The 21,828-nt window shown below is 42.6% G+C and carries 20 protein-coding genes and 1 pseudogene; 8 read left to right on the forward strand and 13 right to left on the reverse strand.

The window, feature by feature from the left end:
• Window positions 1-250 precede the first annotated feature (250 nt).
• Window positions 251-505 carry a YqfO family protein gene (locus B0682_RS06230; protein ID WP_240494896.1) on the forward strand — a complete coding sequence of 85 codons (255 nt, stop codon included), beginning with the start codon at window positions 251-253 and terminating at the stop codon, window positions 503-505.
• Between the two features lie 83 nt (window positions 506-588).
• On the opposite strand, the gene B0682_RS06235 is transcribed toward B0682_RS06230, so the two are convergent.
• The 7 genes from B0682_RS06235 to B0682_RS06265 form a co-directional block, all read right to left on the reverse strand.
• The gene (locus B0682_RS06235; protein ID WP_078307461.1) at window positions 589-2,820 is read right to left on the reverse strand and encodes an NADPH-dependent 2,4-dienoyl-CoA reductase; all 2,232 of its coding nucleotides are present in this window, start codon (window positions 2,818-2,820) and stop codon (window positions 589-591) included.
• A 79-nt stretch (window positions 2,821-2,899) separates the two neighbouring features.
• Window positions 2,900-3,370 (reverse strand): Dps family protein, encoded by a 471-nt coding sequence (locus B0682_RS06240; protein WP_143823306.1) that lies wholly within the window; start codon window positions 3,368-3,370, stop codon window positions 2,900-2,902.
• 268 nt (window positions 3,371-3,638) lie between these two features.
• The gene (locus B0682_RS06245) at window positions 3,639-4,298 is read right to left on the reverse strand and encodes a YcxB family protein (protein WP_078307462.1); all 660 of its coding nucleotides are present in this window, start codon (window positions 4,296-4,298) and stop codon (window positions 3,639-3,641) included.
• Window positions 4,299-4,422: 124 nt separating this feature from the next.
• Window positions 4,423-4,713: a cell division topological specificity factor MinE gene (minE, locus tag B0682_RS06250; RefSeq protein WP_078307463.1), complete on the reverse strand. Its 291-nt coding sequence runs from the start codon at window positions 4,711-4,713 to the stop codon at window positions 4,423-4,425.
• 1 nt (window position 4,714) lies between these two features.
• A complete protein-coding gene (gene minD, locus B0682_RS06255) occupies window positions 4,715-5,527 on the reverse strand; it encodes a septum site-determining protein MinD (RefSeq protein WP_078307465.1) in 813 nt (270 codons plus the stop codon).
• A 236-nt stretch (window positions 5,528-5,763) separates the two neighbouring features.
• The gene (gene minC / locus B0682_RS06260; RefSeq protein ID WP_078307599.1) at window positions 5,764-6,579 is read right to left on the reverse strand and encodes a septum site-determining protein MinC; all 816 of its coding nucleotides are present in this window, start codon (window positions 6,577-6,579) and stop codon (window positions 5,764-5,766) included.
• A 213-nt stretch (window positions 6,580-6,792) separates the two neighbouring features.
• Complete coding sequence (locus tag B0682_RS06265; RefSeq protein WP_078307467.1) at window positions 6,793-7,737, reverse strand: acetyltransferase; 945 nt, start codon at window positions 7,735-7,737, stop codon at window positions 6,793-6,795.
• A 294-nt stretch (window positions 7,738-8,031) separates the two neighbouring features.
• Between B0682_RS06265 and B0682_RS06270 the strand changes: the two are divergent.
• The 3 genes and pseudogenes from B0682_RS06270 to B0682_RS06280 all read left to right on the forward strand — a co-directional run.
• Window positions 8,032-8,691: pseudogene (locus tag B0682_RS06270) on the forward strand (YiaD family glycine zipper/OmpA-like lipoprotein); the annotation flags it as partial.
• A 562-nt stretch (window positions 8,692-9,253) separates the two neighbouring features.
• Window positions 9,254-9,820, forward strand: coding sequence for an alkyl hydroperoxide reductase subunit C (ahpC, locus tag B0682_RS06275; RefSeq protein WP_078307469.1), 567 nt, complete (start codon window positions 9,254-9,256; stop codon window positions 9,818-9,820).
• Between the two features lie 208 nt (window positions 9,821-10,028).
• Complete coding sequence (locus tag B0682_RS06280) at window positions 10,029-10,583, forward strand: copper resistance protein NlpE (RefSeq protein ID WP_240494897.1); 555 nt, start codon at window positions 10,029-10,031, stop codon at window positions 10,581-10,583.
• A 521-nt stretch (window positions 10,584-11,104) separates the two neighbouring features.
• On the opposite strand, the gene B0682_RS06285 is transcribed toward B0682_RS06280, so the two are convergent.
• The 4 genes from B0682_RS06285 to B0682_RS06300 all read right to left on the reverse strand — a co-directional run bounded on the left by B0682_RS06285 (window position 11,105) and on the right by B0682_RS06300 (window position 14,216).
• Window positions 11,105-12,544, reverse strand: coding sequence for a nicotinate phosphoribosyltransferase (locus B0682_RS06285; protein ID WP_078307473.1), 1,440 nt, complete (start codon window positions 12,542-12,544; stop codon window positions 11,105-11,107).
• Window positions 12,545-12,742: 198 nt separating this feature from the next.
• Window positions 12,743-12,844, reverse strand: coding sequence for a hypothetical protein (locus B0682_RS06290; RefSeq protein WP_476738452.1), 102 nt, complete (start codon window positions 12,842-12,844; stop codon window positions 12,743-12,745).
• 1 nt (window position 12,845) lies between these two features.
• The gene (locus B0682_RS06295) at window positions 12,846-13,115 is read right to left on the reverse strand and encodes a hypothetical protein (RefSeq protein ID WP_078307476.1); all 270 of its coding nucleotides are present in this window, start codon (window positions 13,113-13,115) and stop codon (window positions 12,846-12,848) included.
• Window positions 13,116-13,139: 24 nt separating this feature from the next.
• Window positions 13,140-14,216, reverse strand: a complete 1,077-nt coding sequence (locus tag B0682_RS06300; protein ID WP_276206628.1) for a bifunctional nicotinamide-nucleotide adenylyltransferase/Nudix hydroxylase — start codon at window positions 14,214-14,216, stop codon at window positions 13,140-13,142.
• A gap of 311 nt (window positions 14,217-14,527) precedes the next feature.
• On the opposite strand from B0682_RS06300, the gene B0682_RS06305 reads away from it, so the two are divergent.
• Window positions 14,528-14,767 (forward strand): hypothetical protein, encoded by a 240-nt coding sequence (locus B0682_RS06305; RefSeq protein WP_240494903.1) that lies wholly within the window; start codon window positions 14,528-14,530, stop codon window positions 14,765-14,767.
• Window positions 14,768-14,926: 159 nt separating this feature from the next.
• On the opposite strand, the gene B0682_RS06310 is transcribed toward B0682_RS06305, so the two are convergent.
• Window positions 14,927-15,151: an HP1242/YdcH family protein gene (locus tag B0682_RS06310; RefSeq protein ID WP_078307480.1), complete on the reverse strand. Its 225-nt coding sequence runs from the start codon at window positions 15,149-15,151 to the stop codon at window positions 14,927-14,929.
• 326 nt (window positions 15,152-15,477) lie between these two features.
• On the opposite strand from B0682_RS06310, the gene ahpF reads away from it, so the two are divergent.
• Window positions 15,478-17,085: an alkyl hydroperoxide reductase subunit F gene (ahpF, locus tag B0682_RS06315; protein ID WP_078307482.1), complete on the forward strand. Its 1,608-nt coding sequence runs from the start codon at window positions 15,478-15,480 to the stop codon at window positions 17,083-17,085.
• Window positions 17,086-17,231: 146 nt separating this feature from the next.
• Here ahpF and B0682_RS06320 read toward each other — a convergent pair whose 3' ends face one another.
• Window positions 17,232-18,452 carry a BaiN/RdsA family NAD(P)/FAD-dependent oxidoreductase gene (locus B0682_RS06320; RefSeq protein ID WP_078307605.1) on the reverse strand — a complete coding sequence of 407 codons (1,221 nt, stop codon included), beginning with the start codon at window positions 18,450-18,452 and terminating at the stop codon, window positions 17,232-17,234.
• A gap of 452 nt (window positions 18,453-18,904) precedes the next feature.
• On the opposite strand from B0682_RS06320, the gene acs reads away from it, so the two are divergent.
• Window positions 18,905-20,869: an acetate--CoA ligase gene (gene acs, locus B0682_RS06325; RefSeq protein ID WP_078307484.1), complete on the forward strand. Its 1,965-nt coding sequence runs from the start codon at window positions 18,905-18,907 to the stop codon at window positions 20,867-20,869.
• A gap of 228 nt (window positions 20,870-21,097) precedes the next feature.
• A complete protein-coding gene (gene pgsA, locus B0682_RS06330) occupies window positions 21,098-21,742 on the forward strand; it encodes a CDP-diacylglycerol--glycerol-3-phosphate 3-phosphatidyltransferase (RefSeq protein WP_078307486.1) in 645 nt (214 codons plus the stop codon).
• Window positions 21,743-21,828: the final 86 nt, after the last annotated feature.

The raw sequence follows: 21,828 nt of genomic DNA on the forward strand, positions 1-21,828 counted from the left end.
AACTGGTAAGACGTTTCCAAACACACACTTAAGCTAATTCGTATCTATGACAATCCTAACGGTAGGATTAGCTTAAAATAAGAACCTAAGATGTACGGTGTGTCGTACGGGCGGTTGCCACTATCTTAGGCTTGCGGTCGGGCTTGACCGTCTGGGAGCAGGAATCCCCGAACGATAGGGAGGGGAGGAAGTCAAGTACAAACTCACCGTTTTTATCCCTGATGAACAGTTAGAATCTGTTAAGTCTGCTTTGTTTGCTGCTGGAGCAGGTCAGATAGGCAACTATGGTGATTGCTGTTGGCAAGTCAAAGGGGTGGGGCAGTTTATGCCATTGGCAGGTAGTCAGCCACACACAGGTCAGCAAGGACACTTATATCAAAATGAAGAGTGGCGAGTGGAAATGGTGGTGGCAGATGCTTGTCTGTCAGCAGTCATACAGGCATTAAAGAGCAGCCACCCTTATGAGACACCTGCATACGATGTCATCGCCATGATTGACGTTTGATTGGCATGTCAACCATTCATATTTAAATAAATTTAATATTCAAAACACTTTTTTCTCAACGATGGCAAAAAACAAAAAAATGTTCATAGTTGAGCCGCCAATACTGCCCCATCTCGAATGGCTCGCTTGGCGTCTAACTCACCTGCCAATTTTGCTCCGCCAATGATGTGATAGCGACTGCCCTGATAAAGCACTGATGGGGTGATGTCATCATCTGTATGAGCGAGATTCTTATTGCCGATGATTATTTGTGACAGTTTTGTGATGGGGTCTTTGGCGGTTTTTTTATGTTTTTTTTGCAGATTTTGGTCAGATTGATGATGGACAGTTGGCATCAGTTCATTGACTGATACTTGTCCTGCACACACCACGATGGTATCAACTCGCAATAGTTGAGCCTGACCGCTTGCGTTAATAAGCCAGATGCCTTCATCGGTGATTTTGTCGTACTGCACACCAGAGAGCTGATAAACGCCATGGTTTTTGACATGGGCTTTATGTACCCAACCAGTGGTTTTGTTTAAACCTTTGCCCAAGCGTCCTTTGGTGCGTTGCATCAGATATACTTGCCGATGTGGGGTGATGGCGTGTGGTTGAGTCAGACCGCCTTGCTTGGCATATTCTGCTTGTTGAGTAACCCCCCATTCATCTCGCCAATTGCTAATGGATTGTGGTTTGGGACGATGGGCTAGGTCATTGAGCTTGCCTGACTTGGCAAGACTGACCAAGTCTTGAGTGTGGGTGGCGGTCAAAAATTCAGCCACATCATAGCCAATACCACCCGCCCCAATCACCGCCACTCGCTTGCCTGCCACCACTTTACCAGATAATAAATCGGCATAGCTGATGACATTGGCACGTTCTGCCCCATCGAGCTTACCAACCAATGAACGTGGCACAACCCCTGTGGCAATGACCACATCATCAAATCTTTGTTCAGCCATCAGCTCTGGTGTAACTTGAGTATTCAGCACTATCTTAACCCCATGATGGTTTAACTCATGGTGAAAATAGCGAATGGTTTCATAAAATTCTTCTTTACCAGGAATGACTTTGGCATAGTTAAACTGACCGCCCAGTACATCTCGGGCTTCGTATAACGTCACTTGATGCCCACGTTTGGCAGCCACCAGAGCAGCACTCATGCCAGCCACACCACCGCCGACCACACCAATATGTTTGGCTTTTTTAACTGGTGGATAGGTAAGTTCGGTTTCATAGCAGGCTTGTGGGTTGACCAAACAAGTGGAACGTTTATGCTCAAAGGTGTGGTCAAGACAGGCTTGGTTGCAGGCAATGCAAGTGTTGATGCGTTCTGGTGTGTTTGCTTTTGCTTTATTCACCCATTGAGGGTCAGCCAAAAACGGACGAGCCATTTGTATCAAATCCGCCTGCCCACTGGATAAGATGCTCTCTGCGGTGCTTGGCATGTTGATGCGATTGGCAGCCATGACAGGGATATTGACCGCTTGTGTTATCACAGCGGTAAAGTCAGCAAAAGCGGCTCTTGGCACACTGGTAACGATGGTTGGCACACGAGCCTCATGCCAACCGATGCCTGTATTGATGATGGTTACGCCTGCGTCTTGTAAGGCTTTAGCAACAATCACCACCTCGCTCATGTCATTACCGTCTTTAACCAAATCAAGCATGGATAAGCGAAAACAGATGATAAAGTCATCACCCACCGCTGATCGCACTGCTTTAACCACCGCCAAAGGAAAACGCATTCGAGCATGAATATCACCCCCGTACTCATCAGTACGACGGTTGACGTGGCGACTTAAAAATTGATTGAGCAGATAGCCTTCTGACCCCATGATTTCCACACCGTCATAGCCTGCTTGCTTGGCAAGTGTGGCACAATCAGCAAAATCTTGCACGGTTTTTTCAATATTTGTGCGACTCATCTGTCGTGGTTTAAACGGTGAAATCGGTGATTTGATGACACTGGCGGACACCACAAACGGATGATAACCATAGCGTCCAGAATGCAAAATTTGCATCAAGATTTTGCTGTCGTATTGATGCACCGCTTGGGTAACTTTCTGATGATTAAGAATGTCTAGCTGATGATTTAGCGTACCACCCATGGGCAAAAGCCAACCTTGACGATTGGGCGAGATGCCCCCTGTTATCATCATCGCCACACCGCCTTTGGCACGCTCAGCAAAATAAGCCGCCAGCTTGTCATAATGATAAAAGCGATCTTCTAATCCTGTGTGCATTGACCCCATGACCACTCGGTTCTTTAGGGTGGTGAAACCTAGGTCTAACGGTTTAAATAAATTTGGGTAAGTACTGTGGTGGGTCATGGGTGTTCTCGCTAGGTTGTTGTGATTTATTAATAACCGCCAACAACCCAAAAGAAAAAAGAGAGAAAGACGTCAGTAATCAACCCAAAAATGCATTATACATCCATACTAACTTTTCTTGGGCTTGTACATAACCAATCACCAAATCGGTAGAACCTTGGTCATCGGCTTCTTCGGTTATTTGTGCCACTTGACGTTGCTCTTCAATCAATTCTTGCAAGCCTGCCACCAAGCCTTTGACGCATTGTTTACCATCAAAGACATTTTTATCTTCTTTAATGGCAGCATGCTTCGCAAAATCACTATAAGCATGCAACGGTGTGCCTCCTAACGTTAAAATGCGTTCGGCAATTTCATCAATCTGTAGTTGTAGCTCGGTGTATAGCTCTTCAAATTTGGTATGTAAAGAGAAGAAATGCTCACCTTTGACATTCCAATGATAGCCACGCACATTGATATAAAAAATGTGATATGAAGACAGCAATTTATTTAATTGCTCAATCACAGCAGACATGTCTTTTTTTTCTAAACCAATTTGGTTGGTGGTCATGATGTTATTCCTTATGTTGATAAAAGCCATGTTGATAACAGCTTGAATGTTAATGAAAGATGTTAACAAAAACTGTTAACAAAATTTGTGTTATTCCTAAAAATAGGTAATAGAGCCTAAAAGTCTAAAACAAAGTTTAAAACAGCATGCCCTATTACCATCTATATCCTAACAGAGATAAGGGAAATATAAACTCATTTTTACAATCAGAAAAATAAATCAAATAAAAATCTATATTTTATTTTTAGGGCTGACGCAGCACAGATAACTAAAACGTTTGTGGCAACGTATCGGCTTGAATGCCTTTGTTTGGTCTGACTTCCATCAAATGCGTTAGCACGGTGTCAATGGGGAATTTATCTTTTATCAGACGTTTAGGCAGGATTTGACTGCCATGCTGACCCTTTAACTCAAACAATATAAAAATAAACTCATCAGTCTCATCCCAACTGGTAACTGCTGACCAAGGAATGACCGCTTGTTGCACGCCAGAGCCACGCATTTGTAGACCACGCATGGCTTTATTGCTGGGTTGTGGTTGGTTGGGGGCAGGCATGGACATGATAAGCCCTTGTTTTTGTACCCCCAATTTGATTTGCTTCATTTCATCGGGCATTTTTTGAGTTGCCATTTGTTTTTCAAATTCTTTTTGCACATACCATTTAAAGCCAATGGTGCGTATGATGACATACAATGCCACACCAATGAGCATCAACCAAAATAACAGGGTTGAGTACCCTGACACCATGACCAGCCCCACGATTGCCAAAATGGTCATGATTGCCATGATGCTCCATTCTTTGGTCTTGATTTGTGCCAAGTCAAATGATGGGCTGCTTTTGGCAAATAATGCCAGTTGAGCTTGTTCAAACTCTTGTTTGGACATGTTTAATGGGACGGTCTGTAGGGTGTAGGGGTACAATGCCATGAGAAGTCACAACTTAAAAAAATAATAAAAAACTTGTTTATCAAAAATGGCTAACGCTTGCTTTATCAAAAATTTGCTGGATAGACTTGATGGAATCATTATCAATCTGTATTTTCCTTGCAAATCACCGACGATGATTATCAGGCAGATTGATGTTCATCTCAAGTACGTCTAGGCTATCTTCATGACGATGGTTGATATTCACATCATCAATTTGTACCCCATTGACGTATTTATTGACCACTTCTAAGATTTCTCGCTTCATTTTTTCGATACGGTCGGGGGTTAAGCGGTTATGTAAGCGGTTTTCGCTAGCAACGATGACTTTTAATCGCTCAGTCGCTGTATTGGCACTGCCAGTTGTGGGTGTGTCTAGACCAAATAAATTGCTCCAAAATCCTCTTTTTTTATTCATATTACCCTCCAAACCAGCGTTGCAAGAAGCTCTTTTTCTTCACGTCAATGTGGCGAAGTGGGCGCTCTTCTCCTAAAAATCTGGCAACGATGTCATCATAGCATTGCCCTGCTGCTGAATTGCTATAATGAATGACAGGTTGACCTTCATTTGATGCTTTTAGCACGGTTTGGCTCTCTGGGATAACACCCAATAAAGGCACTTTTAGAATGTCGTTTGAGATGGTGTCGATGTCCATCATCTCGTGAGCAGCAGCTCGCTCAGGGTTGTAGCGACTGATGACCAAATGTTCTCTGACTGAGCCAGTGTCTTCTACCACATGCTTGGTGCGGCTTTGTAAAATACCGATGATGCGGTCGGAATCTCGTACTGAAGAGATTTCTGGGTTGGTAACGATGATGGCTTCATCAGCATGATACATGGCAAGTTGAGCCCCACGTTCAATCCCTGCAGGTGAATCACAGATGATGTAGTCAAATTGCTCAGACAGCTCTTTCATCACCGCTGCCACACCTTCATCGGTTAAGGCATCTTTATCACGAGTTTGGCTGGCTGGCAAAATAAACAGATTATCCAACGTTTTATCTTTAACCAACGCTTGCGATAAGCGAGCGTTGCCAGTGATGACATCAACAAAGTCATAAACGATGCGGTTTTCACAACCCATGACCAAATCTAAGTTGCGTAACCCCACATCGAAATCAATCACTACGGTTTTATGCCCCCGTAAGGCAAGACCAGTAGCGACTGACGCACTGGTGGTGGTTTTTCCCACACCGCCTTTTCCTGAAGTGACAACAACGATTCTTGCCACGATGGCTTCCTCCTATGATGATAAAGCCTTGACGATGTCCTCGCCATGCTCTTATGCTAAACAGTCAAATCATGTTAAAAAATATGAGCCAAAAATATGAGCTTAGGGTAGCACAAAACACCCAAAACGCCTAGTGGCTGTTGAGTGTTCATTGACGTTTATGGCATGAAACTTTGACATTAATTTTTTAACATTAAGTTTTTAATGCTAAGCTTTTAATATTAAGCTTTGAGTCTTTAGTTTTTATGACTTGTTACTGCCGAATCCATGAGTGTGTAGACAATGCCATGCCCTTCTTGGTAACTCACCTGTACGGCTTTATCCAGATAATCTTTGGGAATGTCATCTCGAAGTTGCCATGTGCCAGCCACAGAGACCAGTGATGGATTGAAATTTTGGCAAAAAATCTTGGCATTTTTATCACCTGTTGCTCCTGCCACCAGTCTTCCTAATCCTCGTCCGTAGACGTGTAGATTACTGTCAGTGATGGCTTCTGCTCCATCATTAACGCTGTTGGTGATGATTAAATCACCACCAAGATGTTCGATGCGTTGTCCTGAACGTAAGATTTGCGTGACCACCTTGACCTGATTGAATGTGGCATCGGTCAAATGGGTGTTGTCATTGGATAAGTCCATGGCATCAGCTTGTGATGGGGTGTCTTGCGTGCCAATGTTCTGTATGTCAGCGGCTGGCTTGATGTCAGTTTTGCTGTTTTTTTGAGTTTTTTGAGATTTGGCTTGTGTCTCAACTCTGGCGATGCGTTTGCCATCATCTGGAAAGATTGCCAAACGCAATGTTTTGGCTTGTTCGGACAAGTTACCACCAACCACGCCAATCGGTTGTAGCCCCCATTGCCATAATATGTCCACCAATGCAGGCAAATCTTGTGACACATCGCTGTCGATGACCACAGGAATTTGGCTGTTTTTGTTATCGATGGTGTGTTTCAGTTGGGCATTGATGAGAGTCAGGTCATTGCTTTGTAAATGCAAACGAGAAAAGGTCAACATTTTGCCAAAAAAAGTAAAGGCATCATTTTTTTGGTTCATGGGGCTGGTGTTGGTCTCAATGTGGTTGTTGGTCTCAATGTGGGTTGGTTGATGGGTTGTGTTCATTAATGTTCCTTAATGCTTTTATATGGGGTGGTCATTATCAATGAAAACATGCCTGATGTTTTGCATTGTTCATTGTTGGATTTTGATTTGTTGGCAATATGCTGGCAACTGGCATCACCCATCTTTGTCAAGCTTCATATCCAACCTTTAATCAAATTCCGCCAACATCGATGTCATGCGAGTGTCTTTTTTTTGCCATAATTCATCTAACCAAGCATAAAATGCTTGTGTGGCATCGACATCATGAGAATAAGCACCTTGCTTGATTGCGTCAAATAACCCATCATTCATTGTCATGTGACGCACGTCCACCCCCAAACGTTGCACATTACCCAGCCATAAATCTGCATAAGTGGGGGGAGCATTGGGGAAATCAGGGTAGACCACCGTCATATCTAAGATGCCATCAATCTGCTGACCCAAAGCACTGATGGCAAGTGCCAGACCGCCTGCTTTGGGTTTTAATAAATGTCGATAAGGTGAATTTTGGGCTCGATGCTTGGCAGTGCTAAAGCGTGTGCCCTCCAGATAGTTTAGCAAAGTAAAGGGTTTGTGTTTTAACAAATCACACGCTCGTTTGGCTTCAAGAATATCTTTACCTTTTAGAGTAGGATTTTTAGCAATGGCTTGTTTACTGTGGCGTTTCATCATCGGAAAATCCAAAAAATAAAATGCTTGCCCAACAATGGGGATATAAATCAGCTCATATTTGGTAAAAAATCGAGTCAAAGGCAGGTAATTACGACTGACATACTGTATCACACTGGTATCAACCCAAGATTGATGATTGCACACCAGCAGATACTGTTTGTGTGTGTCAACATCATCAGGTAAGCTGATACGCCAATCTTTGTCAGGCATCAGGGTGTCGATGATGTTGTTATTGGTGTTAATCCAATGGTTGGCAAGCTTGATGACTGCTTCATCAGCAAAGGCGTTGCCACTGACGGTTTTAATGACACCTGCCAGCCACACAGGCACTGCCAACATCACTGAGTTGGCAGTGATGACAAATCCTGCTGTGGCAAGCGACAGACGGCTGGCAAATTGGGGGTAAGATTGTCGCAGACGTTGTAGAGCAGTTGGTTTCATATGATATTAACATTTCATAATTTTGGTAAAAGTTTGGCAAAAATTTGGCAACACCTAACACCATACCAGCCAAATAATCTAAGCCATTATGACAAAATAAGCCTTAATAAGCACTTCTCATACACAGATGTAACAAAATATTACAAATATTTTTGTTATCATATTTTTATTGATTCATTTCCCACAAACACAATAAATAAACCATTTAACAAACCAAATAAACGCACCATTGCCATAAACACACATTTAAACATAACGGCTAAACACACATTACCAGAACACAAGGATACCATTATGAAAACCACTTTAAACACCAAACTACTCATCACAACCTTAGCGGGTTCGATGGCGTTGGTCGGTTGTGCCGCTGATCCCACTGGACAAACCACCATTAATAAAACTGCCCTTGGTACATTGGCAGGTGCTACCTTAGGTGCTGGAGTGTCAAAGGCGACTGGGGGTGAAAGAACAGGTCGTGATGCTGCCATCGGTGCTGCCATCGGTGCTGGTGTGGGCTATTATATGCAACGTCAAGAACAACAATTAAAACAGCAAATGGCTGGCACAGGGGTGGAAGTTGCACTTGATCCACGCACCAATGATATCAATTTGGTCATGCCAAGCAACATCACTTTTGATACTGATAAAACCTATATCAAGCCCACTTTTACCAACACATTAGACAAGTTGGCAGCCACCATGAATGAATATGGTCAAACCACCGTTGTGATTATGGGGCATACTGACAGCGTGGGTGATGCAGGCTATAACCAAGGTTTGTCTGAGCGTCGTGCTTTCTCTGTTGCCAGTTATTTAAACAACCGTGGCGTGTCTTCTCACCGCATCAGCACCGTGGGCTATGGTGAGTCGCAACCCATTGCTGACAATAACACCGAATATGGCAAAGCACAAAATCGCCGTGTTGAAATCAAAATCAACGCCCCACAAAACATTCAGCAATCATCTTATTCTCAATCACCTTATGCTCAATCACCTTATGCTTATGCACCCCAAAATCAATATTATGATGACAATCGATATTATGACGAAGGTCGGTATCATGATGACAATCGGTATGATGATAATCGATACTATCATGAAAGAGAATATTATAATGGAGACCATTATCATGAAGGGGGCTATCATGATGGAAGTCATTATGATGGAAGTGGGTATTATTTATAATAAATACGCTTATAATTAATAAGCGTGGCTATTGATATTAATATTAAGCATTAAGGGGCACTGCCTAGACTTGTTTATGATTTGTTCAGAAGCTTAAAAATGATAAAGACAGCATTTCAACATTAAAAAAATAAATCATAACATTAAATTCTTTAAACTGGAGAAACGCTTATCCTACCATGATAATGATAAGCTCAAGTAATCAAGCAATAAAGCACTTAAATAAAGCACCTAGAATCCAGAAACTTTTTTAAGATGCTTGACTTGATGTTTTTATGTTAACAGCCATGTTAACAACAACCGATTAACCGATAACCGATAAGGAGTCATCATGACCGCCATCATCAACCAACAAATCCCAGAATTTAAAACCGAAGCTTTTGTCAACGGAGAATTTAAAACCATCTCATCTGACGATGTCAAAGGCAACTGGGCGATTTTTATGTTTTATCCCCATGATTTTACCTTTGTTTGCCCAACTGAACTAGAAGACATGGCAAACCATTATGAAGAACTCAAAGGCTTAGGCGTAGAAGTTTATGCCGTATCAACTGACACCCACTTTGTGCATAAAGCATGGCATGACTCATCAGAAGCCATCAGCAAAGTTAAATTTCCCATGCTGGGCGACGGCACAGGCAAAATCACTCGTGGCTTTAACATCATGATTGAAGAAGACAACGCTGCCTTACGTGGCACATTCTTAATTGACCCAGAAGGTTTTATTAAAGTGGCAGAAATTCATGATTTGGGCATTGGTCGCTCTGCTAAAGACATGGTGCGTAAAGTCAAAGCCGCCCAATATGTGCGTGAAAACGATGGTGAAGTCTGCCCAGCAGCTTGGGAAGATGGCAAAGAAACCTTAAAGCCCAGCATTGATTTGGTTGGAAAAATCTAAGCCCAATTCAAGCTTTTGATACAAAAAGCAACAACACAACAACAAAGGGCTGATGATAAGAAAGGGCTGATGATAAGCATGTCATCAGCCCTTTATGATGGTAATGGCAATTGTCTTGTTGAGATAAAAATTTTATGCCATAATGTTTTGTGTTAAAAATTAAGTTGTTTAATGTTGGTTAATCTTGTTTTGAAGAGATTTTTTTAATATGAATATGAAACTAAAATCGTCCATTGTGTTTGCCATGTTGACACTGTTATCATTGACTGCTTGTGATAACTCAAATAAAAGCAATGCCGATCAAAGCAGTACAACCCAACAAGCAACCCATGAAGAAGCAAGCACTCAAGCAGTTGAACAGCCTATCATCGACTCAACTGATGATGCTGTGGCTGACCCCATCGATGACGGTCAACAACCTGAAGTTACTGTTACAGATGGTGTGGGTGTGTTGCCTCAATCTGCTTATTCTGGTGTGTTGCCTTGTGCAGATTGTTCAGGCATTCAGACTGACTTGACGCTAAACGCTGATGGCACATTTGTGATGGAGCAAGAATATTTGGGCAAGCCTGATGGTCAAATAACAACCAAAGGAACATACGACATCAATGGTTTGGACAGTCGATATGTGTTGTTACATCCAGAAGATCAATCTGACATACCGCCTTATTTGATTTATATGGATAAAGACAGCGTGCAATTTCGTGATATAGAAAATGGAGAAGAGCCATCGCCTGACCACACATTGAATTTGGTGTCTTGATTGATTCGTCGTGTGTCATTGTCTGACCATCGTTTGTGATTTAGGTAGAGATGTCAGTAACTTTCGCCCTAATCAGGGCGATTTTTTTGAGACACTTCTTTTGAGACACTGTTGTAACTCACCCTTTTTGTTAAGATAAGTTAAAAATTTGGTCAGCTTGGTCAGTCTTATTGGGATAAGAAGATGGGGGTAAAATGGAAGCTGGCGTTATTCTACTACTGGCATTATTCCACCATGGGATAAAACGGTTTGTTTCATTGAGTTTATGGGTTATTTAGGATAATTTCAATGATGGGGAGATTGAATGATGGGGGGATTGATGGCAGAGATTAAGGATAACAAAATCTGACAGCCATCTTTGGATTTGTGGTGGTTTTACCATGAATTGACCATACAATCTTTTAAAAGTATTCTTTTAAAAGTATTGATGTCTCGCTTGCCATCAGCAAGGTTCAAGGTTGGATTTCCCAATAATTATTCATTATTGCTTTAGCCAAAGACAATAAAATAACCAAAGGTAATCACCACCCCGCCCGCTCACGAATGACAGTCAAATTGTCATCAATCAATAACTTACCATTGATAAACACATCTTGGAGCAGGTTGTTTTTATGATTGGTATCATTCCCCAATTCATCTTCTCGAATGGTGCGAATATGGCGAACATCATGGTTGGTCAGATTGCCATCATTTGTGCCATCAGTGTTTATCAATGCCAAACGACCTTTTTTGGAGCGTTTGGAATGGCTGGTAATGGGGTCTTTATACACATCATGCCACTTGCCATCAATGCAGATGCTACTGGCTTTCATGGCAAATCCTAAGGTGTCTCGGTTGACTTGTTGCAACAGCCCACCACCCATGCCAAAGGTAACGTTCTCAGTGCTAAAACCTGCGTCCATGATGGCATCTAAGATTTTGCTGATGCTGTGTGGATTAATGCCATCTCCTTGGATTAGGCGTATGTGGTCAGGTAATTGCTTATAGCCTTTGCTGTTTGTTTTAGAGCCAAATTTGGCAGCCAAACGTTCCAGTGCTTCACGCACCACTTTGGCAGGTTCGCCACTGTCAGGGCGAATGACCAGCGTACCGCCCATATTTTCGACTTTGTCTTTGAGTTCATCGCCCCAAATATTATCAATGGCATTCCATAAGTCATAGCTGTCTGATACCACTGAAAACGCCTTACCTTCACCGCCAAACCGCTCAATCATGTTGGCAAAAGCGGCAGGCTCACCGTCACGTCCCCAAGCGGTCATGGTGCTATGTTCAGCAGCTGGGATAGAAAAACCTGCCATCTCGTCATTCATACCATACCAACGGGTGGCTGCCACCAACGCAGTCAGACTGTCTGTACCAGAAAAATTGACCAAATGTGCCAAACTGCCCAATGCCACCGTCTCAAGGCTGGACGCTCCTCGTGAACCAAAATCATGTAATCGAAATGGCAAGCTGTCTAAGCTGTCTGCTGATTTTACCAAAGCGGATTTGATGATGCCCTTACAGTAATGCGATACGCTGGCGACTGTGGTTGGATACCATAAAGCACGCAGCAGAGCCGTTTCAATATAAGTGGTGAGCCAATAAAATTCAGGGTCAGTATTGACAACTTGACACAACACATTACCAGTAGGAATGATTGATCCTTCTGCCACTGCTTGAATGCGTAAGGGCAGGCGGCCTTGATGTTTGTCTAGCAGTCGTTGCCAACCATCACGATTAAATGGCAAGCCATGGGCAACTATCACCGCTTGGGCATCATCAATGTCTTTTTGGGTGATGGGGGTGATTAAATACTCTTTAACAAAGGCTTGTAATCCAAAAAAGACCACAGGATAATCACCACGGCGTGCCTCAACATAGCTGGACACGTATTCGCTGTTTGGTGGATATTGCAAATAATGCGACGTTTTGTAGCTATCGGCATTTAAGATAAGGTTGGTTAAGTTATTGGTAAACATAGTCAGAAATCCTCTGATGGCTGTCATCGACTGATGACGATAAGCCCAATCCGTCTATCGGAGTGGGGAAAGTGGTGGAAAAAATTAAGCAATTTTAGACCATTTAGGCACTATTATTTAAATGAGCAATACGCATAAGTAGGCAAGCCAATTTGTTACATTATCATTATCTATTTTTTCATAAATTTCTGTGAAATTTTATAAACTCAACTCACTATGGCTGCCAAGTCTTGCTAATTCTAAAACCTCAAGTATTGAATTGCCATTTTCTTTGTCAACTTTACGATAAATCAATACCAAGTCAGGTTTGATATGACGGTTGCAATTCTAATTTAAACTCTTCAAGTGATAAGGGTTTTAGTTTGCCTGAATTTAACTCTTCAATCGCTGCAAGCGTTTGTATATTGGGGGCTGATAAATAACTTGCTTCATCATTTGTAATGGTGTCTTTAAAGTGTTCAAAATAAAAATTGATGGTATCAATGATAAACGCATTTTTTGTTGTACCCATATCCTGTGATACATCAATAATTTTTTGCTCAAGATACACAGGGATATCCAAACTAATCATAATAAGCACCTTTAGCCTTATTTTTTATAACCCCACCATTTTGGTGATGATGGCATGATGGTCTTCAAACATTTTTTTGCTGTCCAACTCTGCCAATGGTAACCAAAATGCTTTTGTTGCATCATCACCCCCTTTGACTTTTGGTAAGCCTTTGGGGTCGTTTTTTAATTGAAAATAAAACACTTGCGTGATGGTGCGTCCCCGTGCTGAGCGGTATGGGTCATCAAACGTATGCTGACTATGGCGAGAGCCTTTAAGCACAGGCTCAGGCACTTTTAGGCGAGTTTCTTCTCTTAACTCACGGACACACGCATCAAACAGCGTCTCTTTTTTATTAATAAAGCCTCCTGGCAATGCCCATAAGCCCTTGCCAGGTAAACTGCGACGTTCTACCAATAAGACATGCCCAGACTGTACCACAAGGGCATCAGCGGTCATAAACGTGGGTGGATAGGGTGCATATTCCCATTGTTTTTTATAGCGGTCAATAAACCAAGCTTCTTCGTGCAATGTTTGATAATCATCGCTTTGTTTAAAATCGTTTAACACCTGTTGGGTGGATGTTGGAATACGCTCTGCTGTTGGGGTTGCTCCCATTAAAAAGGCATCTCGAATGGGTGTGGCAGACAGGTTGTGAAAATTTGGTACAGACACCGATGCCCAGTTGGGGAACAGCGACAGATAATAAGATGAGCTGTCTTTAGAATGTCCAATCAGACCAATGTTAGCCATCAAATTGCCTGTTACTGATTTGACGCATTTTTGCACATATTGAAGCCAACGAGTGTCATTATAAAGGGCATCGTCCAAACCCACGCAATGAATGCGGTCAGCGTCATCTTTAGGGTATGCCCCTTTTATCATCTGTGTGCGTTCTGTTACGGTAAAAGGGTTACGCAAACTTCTGGGTAAATTGGCAGAGCCAATGAGCATGATGACGTGATTGACTCGTTTTAAGGCTTGGTCAACGACAGACTTATGTCCCAAATGAAATGGCTGAAACCGTCCAATAAACACCAAATAATCATACATTTGATGGTCATCGGCTTGATGGTCATTGGTTGTGGATGGGGCGAAAGTTTGATTAGAAAAGTTTGCCACAGGTCACCTTGTGTTTTGTGATACGGTTAAAAGTTGCGTTTTATCATATCCTAAAATCATAGCCTAAAACCAAAATTTGGTAAATTGTTAAGGAATGTCATCATATCGATTTTGTAAGTGATGAGCGATTGTTGTCATGTGGTTAGGGCTGGCGTACTCCTAAAAGTAAAAAACAATTTTTTACAAAATCGCTGATGTGAGCGTCCTATACTGAACCATATGACAATGAACCACGTGGGTTAGATGGTGCGATTGTACCTTAAATTGGACAACAAAAGGAAATTGGATAGCCAAAGGACGCTTCTGTGGGTATGATTTTTTGGATAGCAATGTATCTATTGAGTAGCCTATTTTATAAATGGGTGCTTTCTTGGGGTGGGGCAAAAATCATTGAAGGTTGGAAGTCGTTTTTTTTAATCGGCTGGTTTGCGTTAGACTGGAATAGTGAACAAATTAGGCTTTATGCGTTAATTGGCTGGCTGGTTACTACTGTCATATTTATTATTGGGTGTTTTAATTCTCAATTTAGAGAAGAATATTTTTGGTACTAACTTGGTACTAACTTGTTGGGTTAAATTGACGTTTAAAAAACAGTTACCAACCAGCAGTTACAAAACCCCCACGATGGTTTGCATGGGGGCTGTTTGCAAAGGGTTTTGTTTATAAGGCAGATGAAATGACGCTTTTTCTCCTTATTCTTTTACATTCTTTTACTCTTCTTTTTTACTCTCTAAAATGCGATAAAGCTCATCTTTTAATTGCAATTTTTTGCGTTTCATTTTTTCGATTTCGTCTTCACGGCTGGCGTGTTTGACCACATCTCGCTCCAGTTTGTCAATTTGGTTATCTAAGTCATTATGCTCATGAAACAGCTTGGCAAAATGTGCGTCTGTTTGTTTAAGTTCGGTGATGAGTTCACGATGTTCTGGAAACATGATGGTTATCCTTATGTTGAATGTTGATGAATGTTATTGGTGAATGTTGGCTTGCCGTTGCCCCCAACATGGCATTGGTTTAAATCAGCATTGGTTTAAAGGGGGTTTATGCCATTCTACCTAAATTTGCTGACAGTAACCAGCATAATAACCACTTTAATAATGATAAAAAATAAATCAAAAATAAATTATTGATTAAAAATATAAAACATAAACTTTGATTTTCTAACATTGTCTAAAGGGTAGTCATGTCGGATAATGACATTATCCAAATCCAAAGTCACTCATCTGTGGCAAAAATGATGGAATAATCACGGAGACCCAACATGTTAGACCAAAGTTTATTAGACGCTGTTAAATCTTATGGCGAAAATATCGTTCGCCCCATTCGCTTTGTCATCGGTCAAGGCGAGCATGACAAGCGTCAAGAATTGAGTGAGTTTTTAAGTCAAATTGCCAGTAGCAGTGATAAAGTTGCCTTTGATGTCAATGACCCTGCATTTGTAGATGGTCATTTACCCAGTCCGATTAGCTTTAGAATTGATTACCAACAGCAAAATGATGCTCATCAAGATTTAGGCTATCAAGATTCAGGCATTGTGTTTAGTGGCATTCCGGGTGGGCATGAATTCAGTTCGTTGATTTTAGCAATGTTGCATGCAGGTGGACACACGCTGAAACTTGATGGCAGTATTCAAAAGCTGATTAAACGCATTGACAAGCCGTTAAACTTTCAGACCTATGTGTCATTAAGTTGTCATAATTGCCCTGATGTGGTGCAGGCATTAAATCAATTTGCTGTGTTAAATGACAACATCAGCAATGAGATGATTGATGGTGGTTTGTTCCAAGAACAAGTACAAGCCAATAACATTCAAGGTGTGCCAGCGGTATTTTTAAATGGTAAACCTTTTGTCAGTGGCAAGGTAGATACTGCCAAAATCATTGATAAATTGCAAGCTGAATACCCAGATTTGTTAAGTGAGATAAGTGAAGATGATGGCGAACAGTTAGAGCAACAAGATGTGACCATCATTGGCGGTGGTCCTGCTGGTGTGGCAGCGGCGATTTATACCGCACGTAAAGGCTTAAAGGTAACCATTGTTGCTGACCGTGTTGGTGGACAGGTCAAAGACACCCAAGACATCGAAAATCTCATCTCTGTGCCATTGACAAATGGCAATGAGCTGTCAGCCAACTTTAATAAACATCTAAAAGCATATGAAGTAACCATTAAGGAGCATGTCAGCGTTAAATCGTTGAGTGAAACGGTGGACGAAAATTACCGCATTCATCTAAACACAGGCGAAGAGTTTGATACCCGCAGTGTGATTTTGGCAACGGGGGCAAAGTGGCGGAAACTTGGCGTCCCGGGTGAAGATGACTATGTTGGTAATGGTGTGGCGTATTGTCCACATTGTGATGGTCCTTTCTTTAAAGGCAAAGATGTGGCGGTCATCGGTGGTGGTAACTCAGGCATTGAAGCTGCTCTTGATTTGGCAGGCATTGTGAAACATGTAACGGTATTTGAGTTTGCCGACTCGCTTAAAGCTGATCAAGTGTTGATTAATAAAGCCAAACAGAAGTCAAACATTGACATATTAACGTCGGTTGCCACGCAAGAAATTAAGGCCACCGATGGTAAAGTCAGCTCGATTGTTTATCAAGAACGGAACACTGGTGAGATAAAAGAGCTGGATTTATCTGCCGTGTTCATACAAATTGGGCTGGTGCCTAACTCAGAATTTGTGAAAGGGTTTGTTGATGTTAACCGCTTTGGTGAGATTGAAATTGATGAACGTTGTCATACTGACCGCAAGGGCATTTTTGCTTGTGGTGATGTAACCACCGTGCCATTTAAACAAATTAATATTGCGATGGGCGAAGGCAGCAAGGCAGCATTATCAGCATTTGAGTATCTGGTGATGCAGTGATGACATGCCTAAGTATTTGAATGGTCAATGTTTTAATTGTAAGTGTTTAATTAAATGCCAATTGAATGCCAAGTGTGTCATCAGTGACATAAACCACCCATACACATTCATGCGATATGGGTGGTTTGCTTGTCTAAGCCATTTGTCTAAGCCACTTGCCCACAAGCATGACCACTTGCCCATGCCCATTGAAAATTATAGCCTCCAAGCCAGCCTGTTACATCTAACACTTCGCCCACAAAATATAAGTTCTCTTGCAGTTGACTTTGCATGGTCTTAGATGAAATGTATTCGGTTGACACACCGCCAAGTGTTACTTCTGCTGTGCGATAGCCTTCTGTGCCAGATGGTTTTAGTGTCCAATCGTTGAGTGTCTGTCCGATTTTGTTTAACTGCTCGTCTTTGATGTTGGCAAGGTCGCAATCTTGATGTTCAGCCCATAAAAGTGCTTGCAAGGCTGACAGCAGGTTTTTGGCAAAATGGTCAGCCAAGGCGGTCTTAATTTTTTGTTTGGGGTGGCGGCGTTTGTATTGGCACAAATGGTCTGATACATTCAAATCAGGCAATAAGTTGATGTGAATGCTCTCACCGAGTTGCCAATAATTAGACAACTGTAACATGGCAAAGCCTGACAAACCACGATGCGTAAAGAGCATGGGACGAGCAAAGCTTATCCGTTCATTAAATGCCACCACGTCATGACTGATGCCTGACAAACTGGCGAACACATCTCCTAATTTATCCGTAAATGTAAAGGGTACTAACCCTGCTTGGGTGGGAATGATGTGATGTCCAAACTGCTCAGCGACTTGATAACCAAACCCTGTCGCTCCCATGGTGGGAATGGATAACCCACCTGTGGCAATCACCAAAGACTCACAACCGATAACGCCTTGATTGGTATGGATGATAAAATTAACCGCTGATGAACTGGCATGGTTATCGTGAACAATGTTTTTGCAAGCATGCACGGATTGCACCGCACAATTTAGGCGGACAGTTGCTCCCACGGCATCACATTCTGCCAGTAACATGGTCAAAATGTCCTTAGATGACTTATCACAAAACAGTTGACCATGTTCTTTTTCATGATAATCAATGCCATGATGTGCCACCATGTCAATAAATTGCCATGGGGTAAAACGGCTTAATGCTGATTTACAAAAATGTGGATTTTGGCTGATAAACTGCTCTGGCTCAACTGACAGATTGGTGAAATTACAGCGTCCACCACCAGACATTAAGATTTTTTTGCCTGCTTTATTGGCATGGTCAATAATCAGCACTGACCTACCTCGTTTGCCTGCGGTCAAAGCGGTGAATAGCCCTGATGCCCCAGCCCCAATGATCAGCACTTGAGTCAGCATTGGTTGAGTAATGACGGGTGTTTGGGTGGTCAGTTGGGTATTATCAGATGGGTTTGACTCAGAAGAAGACATACAGTACTCAAAATCAATGATAAATGAATGACAAAAAATCACTGCTTTAGGATAAATTGGTTTACAAATCGGTTTACAATGACAGCAAAATCTAGTAAAACTATCATAAGCCACTTTGCTTGCTAACTTGCCACCTTACTTAACCGCAGTTACCCATGGTCATGACATATTCATAAAGTGGGCCATCATCAAGTGGATTGAAAGTGAATTGGCAGAAAGTAAATTGGCAAAGTAAATGCACCAGATTCACCAAGCTCACAAGGACACGCAATTCATTTGTAGTGATGATGGTGATATTGGCATCGTTGACTCATCAATGCTAAAGAGTCATCAATACCAAATAAGTACTTAACCGAAAAGCACTCAACAAGGAGGTTATCATGGTAAAAACTTATCCCGCCAGTAACGAATTCAAAGCCAAGGCGAACACCACGCCTGAACAATATCAACAAACTTACCAACAATCGGTTGCTGATGCCAGCAGTAACGAAGCCTTTTGGGCAAAACGTGCTGAGTTGATTGATTGGATAAAAAAACCCACTAAGATTAAAAACGTCAATTATGACCTTGATAATTTTAGCATCAAATGGTTTGAAGATGGTGAGTTAAACGTGTCTGTTAACTGCCTTGACCGTCATTTGCAAAAAAATCCATTTAAACCAGCCATTATTTGGGAAGGAGACCACCCATCACAGCATAAAATCATCTCTTATAAAGAGTTGCATGCTGAGGTGTGTCGTTTGGGGAATGCCATGCGTAAAATGGGCGTGGGCAAAGGTGACCGTGTGACTTTGTATATGCCAATGATACCTGAGGCGGCAGCTGCCATGCTGGCATGTGCCAGAATTGGGGCAGTGCATTCGGTGGTGTTTGGTGGCTTTAGTGCTGACAGTTTGGCAAGTCGCATCATCGACAGTCAGTCAAAACTGGTCATCACCGCTGATGAGAGTGTGCGTGGTGGCAAACACACCCCGCTAAAATCCAATGTTGATAGGGCTTTGGACGTGGACGGAACTGATTGCGTACAAAAAGTCATTGTTGTCTATCGCACAGGCACGTCCATTCCGATGAGTGGTCGCCGTGATGTTTGGTATCACACCGTCATTGACAATGCCAACGAAGACTGTCCACCTGAGCCGATGAATGCTGAAGACCCTTTGTTTTTGCTTTATACTTCTGGCTCAACAGGCAAGCCCAAAGGGGTGTTACATACCACAGGTGGATACATCACTTATGCGCTGTCAACGTTCCGTGATATTTTTGATGTCAAAGATGATGATGTGTTTTGGTGTACTGCTGATGTGGGTTGGATCACAGGGCATAGTTATGTGTTATACGCCCCACTTGCCAACGGCACCAGTACGGTGATGTTTGAGGGTGTGCCACAATATCCAGATTGGGCAAGGATTGGTAACATTGTTGATAAGCATGACGTGAGCATTTTATATACCGCTCCGACCGCCATTCGTGCGATGATGAAAGAGGGCGATGACTACGTCAGACAATCTGACCGCTCAAGCTTGCGTCTGCTTGGCTCGGTGGGTGAACCGATTAACCCTGAAGCGTGGGATTGGTATTACCAGGTGGTGGGTGAAAGTCGTTGTCCGATTGTCGATACTTGGTGGCAAACTGAGACAGGTGGGGTGATGATGACCCCAATTCCTGGGGCAGTCGATCTCAAACCGGGGGCTGCCATGACCCCACTGTATGGCATTAAGCCTGCCATTGTTGATGGTCAGGGCAATGCCGTTCAAGGAGCAGGCGAAGGCAATCTGGTGATACAAGACAGCTGGCCTGGGCAAATGCGGGGCATTTGGGGGGATCACAAACGCTTTTTGCAGACCTACTTTAGTGCTTATCCTGGCAATTACTTCACAGGTGATGGGGCATTGCGTGATGAAGATGGGCATTATTGGATTACAGGGCGTGTTGATGATGTGTTGAACGTGTCAGGTCATCGATTGGGGACAGCAGAGATTGAAAGTGCTTTGGTGGCTCACCCTGCGGTGGCAGAAGCGGCGATTGTTGGCATACCACATGACATCAAAGGTCAAGGCGTGGGGGCATATGTCATCTTGCGAACAGGTGAAGAGCCAAGCGATGCCTTAAAAGGTGAGATTAACCGTCATGTGCGAGCTGAAATCGGTCCGATTGCCAACATTGATGCCATGTTTTTGGTTGATGCCTTGCCAAAAACTCGCTCAGGCAAAATCATGCGTCGCATCTTACGCAAGCTTGCTTTGGGTGAGTATGAAGGCTTGGGCGACACGTCTACCCTTGCTGATGCTGACGTGGTTGATAACTTAATTGCGGTGGTTAAAGCAGTTAAAGCAGAAAAAGGCTAGTCAAAACAAGGCTGGTTAAAAATTGGTCATGCTTGATGGCGACTGATGACGCCACATGACTGAATGAAACAACCAAACCAAATGACATCATCATAACCTTAGCATCAACCTTAACACCCCCCATAAGCCATGCTTAAGCATCTGATAACCGCTTGGGTGTGGCTTTTTCGTTGGCGTGTCTGTGTGAACATGTTAAGCTATGGCTAAATTGGCAACCTAAGACCCGTTATGACGGCATCATCTTCAAATCAAAGCATATTTAACTTACCCAATAACCTGACCATCGCTCGCATCATCATGATACCTGTGTTTGTGTTGATTGCTTATTGGCCCCCAGCCTTAGGGGTTGGTGTGCCTGCCATTCAAGACAACGCCATTGCTCGTATTGGCATGTATGAATTTAGTGACAGTTTGCTTCGGCATGTTTTATTGACATCTGTGTTTGTGTTGGCGGCGATTACCGATTGGTTAGATGGTTATTTTGCTCGTAAAATGGGCATTTCTTCTGCGTTTGGGCAGTTTTTAGACCCTGTGGCGGATAAGCTGATGGTGGCAGCAGCACTCATCATCTTGGTGCAGTGGCATGCCAATGTCATCATGGCAATCGCTGCCATTGTCATCATCTCTCGTGAGATTGCGGTTTCTGCCTTGCGTGAATGGATGGCAGAGCTTGGCAATCGCACCAGCGTGGCGGTGTCTTATGTGGGCAAATTAAAAACGACCTTTCAAATGATTGCCATCATTGTGCTGTTATTAAATTGGCAGTCGCTTGAGACCTTGGGCTATGTGCTGATGGTGGCGGCGGTGATATTGACGCTGTGGTCAATGTTGATATATCTTAAAGCGGCTTGGCCGTATCTTAAGCAAAATTAGAGCAATCATGTTTATCACATCATTTTATTAAATTGTTTTTATTAAATTATTGTTATTAAATCACTGTACTTTGTTAAATCATTGGA

The organism is Lwoffella lincolnii (assembly GCF_002014765.1).
In the GTDB taxonomy this organism is placed as follows: Bacteria; Pseudomonadota; Gammaproteobacteria; order Pseudomonadales; family Moraxellaceae; genus Psychrobacter; species Psychrobacter lincolnii.